Genomic DNA, 3,019 nt, shown 5'->3' on the forward strand with positions numbered 1-3,019 from the left:
CGGGCGGCGTCGGCCGACACCGCCCGCGCCCGTGGCGAAGAACCGGGCTGGCAGGACCGCCCCGGTCCGGACGGGCGCACGCCCCGCCAGAACATCGCCGATCCGGACTACATCAAGAAGCACTACTACCGCCGGCCGACGGAGCACGGCGAAGAGCTGGTCATCAACCACCGCCACGCGAACGTCACCCCGCCGCCGCCCCAGCTCGACCTCGTCAACGGGGAGCCGCGGTTCAAGGGCGACCGGCCGCCGCCGGAATCGCTCGGCTTCGACGAGTCCCGCTCCTCGACGCACCCTCCTCAGCGGACTCCGGAGCACGACGCGACCTCGGACGGGCACGAGCCCGGGACCGGGCACGACCAGACTCCCAGCGAGCCCGCGGCCGGCGAGCTGCCCGACACCCGGAACTGGCGCGAAACCGACTACGACCGCATCGACGACCGGGTGCACGATCGCCAGGTCGCCCAGGAGGAGTACCACGACACGCCGAGAGACGCCGACGACTGGGTCGACAAGCACAACGCGCGGAACGACGCCTCCGAACGGCTCGGCGAAGAGGCGTCCGGGCACGCCGTGCGCGATCGGCTGCACCGTGACTTCTCCGAGGCCTTCCCCGGTGAGCACTTCGACGTCCGGCCGCACCCGGACGCGCCGGACGGCAGCCACCGCTACCAGATCGTCGACGCGGGCGGCAACGTGCGCGCGGAGATCACGCCGCGGCACCCGATCGACGGTGGCAAGCCCGGCGCCGGCAACTTCGACCACATCTGGGAGGTCGACTACAAGAACGGCGGCGAGCCGCACTACATCGTCCACGAGGCGAAGGGACCCGGCGGGCAGCCGAGCACGCACTACGACCGCGCCCGGGACCGGACCTTCCAGCAGGGTCACCCCGAGTACTTCGACTACCTCGTGAAGCGGATGGAAAAGACGGATCCGGACCTCGCGGAAGCGCTGGAACGGGCCAAGCTGCAGAAGCGGCTGGACTACGTGGAGGTCCGCGCGCGGGTCGACGAGTCGGGCAGCACGCACGTCAACCTTGGCTACGATTACAAGCCGTACAACGGTTACGGCTACCAGTCGCCACTACCGGCACCACCGGCGGAATGAGATCGATGACCACCGTGTCGAGGCACCCCATTGACCAGGACGTCGCCCGGAAGCAGGTCGACGCGCTGGCCCCGAAGATCGGCTTCTACATCGACTACGTCGAAACCGATCCGAGCGCGCTGAACAACGTGCTGCGCCGAGCGCTGACGCTCACGCGGTACCGCAGCGTCGTCGACCCCGCCGCTGCCACCCCGGAAATCTGGCGCGACCTGCGGACGGCGGCCGAAGCGAGCACGGCGGTTTTCATCGCGGCCACGGGCGAGGGCGAGGTCGAAGCCGTCGTCACCCGGCCCATGCGCTTCGCCGCCACCGGCCCGACCTCCACCGCGGACGCCGGCAACTGGCTCACCGCGGCCTGGCTGGCCGTGGTCGACCGCAACGACGACCTGATCCAGCGGCTCTGCGCGGTTCCGCTCGACCTGCCGCTCGCGTCCGGCGACTACGACGCGTACATGGCACCGTGGCTCGAGACCGTGCGGAACTTCCTGGCCCGCCGCGAAATCCCGGCGGAGCTGTTCGGCGCGGCGATGGACGGCACCGACCCGGACGCCGTCCGGAACACGCCGCGGCGCGCCATGCTCCAGCTCATCTACCCGCCGATCGAGATGTTCTACCACCTGCTCCGCCGGGACGACGAGAAGTTCAACGCCTCCCTGGCCCGGGCGCTCGAACAGCACCGCAGCTTCTGGACGAGCGACGAGGAGCTGGTCGACGACCCGGACGGGTTCCTCGCCCTCGCTCCGCTCGCGATCGCGGTGCTGGCGCGTTCGGCCGGCATGAACGTCGACGTCGAGTCCGAATACCTGCCCTCGAACTTCCTGCTGGGCATCCGGCCGCCGGCGTAGGCGGCGAGGAAAGGGAGGGACCATGAGCCGGCCACCGGGGCCGCTGCGCCCGGACCAGCAGCAGGAGATCGTCCGGCAGATCGGCGTCGCGCTCGCTTCGCAGACGCCGCCGGGCTGGCGGCAGCTGCGGATCGAATACCGCGCCGCCGGGCGGCACGTCGAAGCCGATCTGCTGGTGACCGGGCCGGACGGGCTGCCGCGCCCGGCGCAGCCGCACCCGGAAGCGGTCCGGCTGCTCGGGGTGCTGCGGTCGGGCATGTACCAGCCCGGCGTCGGCACCTGGCTGGGCGCGATCCTCGTGTTCGAGCCGGCGCAGCCGCCCGACGTCGACTTCGTGCGGCCCGACCTCGAACCGCCGTTCCGGCAGCAGCCGCCACCGATCGGGTTCCAGGACGAGCTGCGGTTCTTCCCGCGCGCCGACGAACACATCCCGGCGTGGCTGCGGGAGCACGCCGGGCTGACCCCGCCGGCCGCCGACGGCGAGGTGCGCACGCCGCGGATCTACGACGGCGTCGACGCGGCGGGCAAGCCGCTGGTCCGGCGCGCACCGCTCGTCCCGGCGGAAGCCGAGCGGGTGCTCGCCTACCTCGACGCGGCGCCGGTCATCCTGGCCTCGCGCAGCAACGGCCCGGACGCCTTCGCGCCGGACCGCGCGGACGCCGTGCCGATGAACTTCCGCACCGACGGGACCTGGGCCTGGCCCGGCGCGGTCGCGTACTACCTGCGTGAGCACGGGGTGCCGCCGGACCCGGACCTGGTCGCCCACATCCGGGCCCGCCGCTTCACCGCGCCGTCGGAGGTCCCCGAGCCCGCCAAGGACCTGGCCTTGGCGGCGATCACGGGAGAAGCCCCTCAGACGACCGTGTAACCCGCGTTCGCCAGCGCGAACTCGACCTCTTTGCAGTGCTCGGGGCCACGGGTCTCCAGCGCGAGCACGACGTCCGCTTCACCGAGGTCGAGGCTGCCGGAGATGCGGGAGTGCTCGACGTCGAGCACGTTCGCGCCCAGCTCGCTGACGCACGACAGCACGCCCACCAGCGACCCCGGGCGGTCCGGGACCCGCA

The 3,019-nt window shown here is 72.0% G+C and carries 3 protein-coding genes and 1 pseudogene; 3 read left to right on the plus strand and 1 reads right to left on the minus strand.

The annotated features are described in order from the left end of the window. From CCN39_RS50475 to CCN39_RS45650, 3 genes are all read left to right on the plus strand, one after another. Nucleotides 1–1,110: hypothetical protein (locus CCN39_RS50475; protein ID WP_208630671.1), on the plus strand; the 1,110-nt coding region annotated here is incomplete at its 5' end. 5 nt (nt 1,111–1,115) lie between these two features. Continuing rightward, nucleotides 1,116–1,955 (plus strand): immunity 49 family protein, encoded by an 840-nt coding sequence (locus CCN39_RS45645; protein WP_086853186.1) that lies wholly within the window; start codon nt 1,116–1,118, stop codon nt 1,953–1,955. Nucleotides 1,956–1,977: 22 nt separating this feature from the next. Further along, the gene (locus tag CCN39_RS45650; RefSeq protein ID WP_086853188.1) at nt 1,978–2,823 is read left to right on the plus strand and encodes a ferredoxin; all 846 of its coding nucleotides are present in this window, start codon (nt 1,978–1,980) and stop codon (nt 2,821–2,823) included. Here the strand turns inward: CCN39_RS45650 and CCN39_RS45655 are convergent. Further along, a pseudogene (locus tag CCN39_RS45655) lies at nt 2,808–3,019 on the minus strand (threonine ammonia-lyase); the annotation flags it as partial. The gene CCN39_RS45650 and the pseudogene CCN39_RS45655 sit on opposite strands and share 16 nt — an antisense overlap.

The sequence above is a fragment of the Amycolatopsis kentuckyensis genome (assembly GCF_002155975.1).
Classification (GTDB): Bacteria; Actinomycetota; Actinomycetes; order Mycobacteriales; family Pseudonocardiaceae; genus Amycolatopsis; species Amycolatopsis kentuckyensis.